The 2,146-nt window shown below is 14.9% G+C and carries 3 protein-coding genes and 1 pseudogene; 1 reads left to right on the forward strand and 3 read right to left on the reverse strand.

All coding sequences use genetic code 11. The annotated features are described in order from the left end of the window. Positions 1 to 563: 563 nt before the first annotated feature. The 3 genes and pseudogenes from NY07_RS19895 to NY07_RS19905 form a co-directional block, all read right to left on the reverse strand. Complete coding sequence (locus NY07_RS19895) at positions 564 to 830, reverse strand: hypothetical protein (RefSeq protein ID WP_081953875.1); 267 nt, start codon at positions 828 to 830, stop codon at positions 564 to 566. 6 nt (positions 831 to 836) lie between these two features. Next, positions 837 to 1,151 (reverse strand): annotated as a pseudogene (locus NY07_RS19900) (cytochrome b N-terminal domain-containing protein); the annotation flags it as partial. A gap of 168 nt (positions 1,152 to 1,319) precedes the next feature. Then, positions 1,320 to 1,553, reverse strand: coding sequence for a hypothetical protein (locus NY07_RS19905; protein WP_081953878.1), 234 nt, complete (start codon positions 1,551 to 1,553; stop codon positions 1,320 to 1,322). A gap of 224 nt (positions 1,554 to 1,777) precedes the next feature. Between NY07_RS19905 and NY07_RS19910 the strand changes: the two genes are divergently transcribed. After that, a complete protein-coding gene (locus NY07_RS19910) occupies positions 1,778 to 2,005 on the forward strand; it encodes an NADH-quinone oxidoreductase subunit H (RefSeq protein ID WP_160289596.1) in 228 nt (75 codons plus the stop codon). Positions 2,006 to 2,146 lie beyond the last annotated feature (141 nt).

Consider the following 2,146-nt stretch of genomic DNA (forward strand, 5'->3'; position numbering starts at 1 on the left):
ATTAGAATTATATATATATATATATATATAGAAAAAAAATTATTTATGAAAGTAAATAGAATTATTAATGACATAAATTTTTAATCTTTTTTGTTTTTTAAATATAATTTTTTTTAAAAAAATTACATTTATTATAATTAAAAAACAATATAAGAATAGAGAAATATTATTTATTGTTCTTAAAATAATTTTAAATGAAAAGTTTATATTGTCCATATAAATTTCATAAAAAATTAATATTAAAATTAGATAATAAAATTTATTTTTTATAATCAAATTAAATTTTATAGTTGAAGCTATTATTGAAATAAAGATTATTATTCCTCCTACAATTAAAATTATAAGAATTAATAGTATTCATTTATCATTAAAAATGTTTATTAATATTATTATTAAGCATATAAGGAAAAAAGAAAAGTTAATTAAAAAATTTATAGGATTTAAATTTATATTTATTATAAATAAAAAAATAATAATTTAAGATAAATAAATAATTTTGCAAATTATATAATAATCTTAAAGTTATAAAAATTATTTTGAAAATAATTTATTAAAAAACTTTTTTATAAAAAATTTATTGATAAAATCATTAAAATTCCTACATATAAAGATATTTGTGTAAAAGGATATTCAATTAACTTATACCCTAAATTAGTTAAAATAATAAAAAACATTAATATACTAAATAGTATAATTTTTTTGTAAAAAAAAAATTTAGAATAATGTCTTTTATTAAATATTAATATAAAAAAAAAAACAAATAAAATAAATAATCTTATAATTCCTCCAATTTTTCTTGGAATTGAACGTAGTAAAGAGTAGGCAAACATAAAATATCATTCTGGTTTAATATGAATAGGTGTATTTAAAGGATCAGCTGGAAAAAAATTTTCTTTTGCTATACTATAATGTTGATCTACAAATAATAATAAAAAATAGAAATAAACTAATATTAATAAAAAAATTGAAATTATATCTTTATACATAAATCTTTTTCTAAAAAGAATTTTATCTTTATTTGAATTAAAACCTATTTGATTAGATGAACCTTTTTCGTGAAGAATTATTAAATGAAATATAGAAATAGATAAGATTAATAATGGAATTATAAAATGAAGAGAAAAAAATCGATTTAATGTTGGGTTATCAACAGAAAAACTTCCTCAAACTCAAAAAATAATGTTTTTTCCTAAAAAAGGAATAGATGATAAAATATTAGTAATAACAGTTGCTCCTCAAAAAGATATTTGTCCTCAAGGTAAAACATAACCTAAAAAAGCAGAAGTTATAGTTAATAATATTATAATATTTCCACTTATTCATATTATTTTTTTATTAAAAGATTTATTTATTAAAGATTTAAAAATATGTAAATATATAATAATAAAAATAATCGAAGAAAAATGAGCATGAATTATTTGTAAGATTAATCCATTTTCAATAATCTTTCTAATATAAATATACGAGTTAAAAGCTAGTATAATATTTCCACAATAATTTATTGATAAAAATAAACCAGAAATAATTTGTATTAATATTCTTAATCCTAATATTGAACCAAAATTTCATATAAGTCTAATATTGGAAGGAGTAGGAATTATTATAATAGAATTAATAATTTTTTTAATTATTTTATATATAATGATAGAAATTAATTATTAAATTGCAGTTAATAAAAGGATCCCCCTCTATCAGTAATTTTTATTTTTAAAGTTTTTGAAACTTTTTTTAGTTTCAAAAAAGCAAATATTATGCATAAAATTTAAGATTTTATATAGTGGAAACACTTTTGAAAATAATTTTATTTGAATTATTAATTATTTTAACAATATTAATTAGAGTTATATTTATTACTCTTTTTGAACGAAAATTTTTAGGTATTTTAAATTATCGTAAAGGTCCTAATTTTTTTATTTTAAATAGATTTTTACATTCATTAATTGACTTTTTGAAATTAATTACAAAAAAAACTTTAAAAATAAATTTTTTAATTAAAAGATTTTGAATTACAATAATCTTTTTTGGGATTATAATATATTTTTTTATTTCTTTAAATTTTCCTTTTATTAATTCTTTTATATATATATATATAAATTTTTTTTTTTTTTTTTTATTTATTCAATCATGGCTTTTTTTTTTTTAATAC

This window comes from Shewanella sp. ECSMB14101 (genome assembly GCF_000773485.1).
Taxonomy (GTDB): domain Bacteria; phylum Pseudomonadota; class Gammaproteobacteria; order Enterobacterales; family Shewanellaceae; genus Shewanella; species Shewanella marisflavi.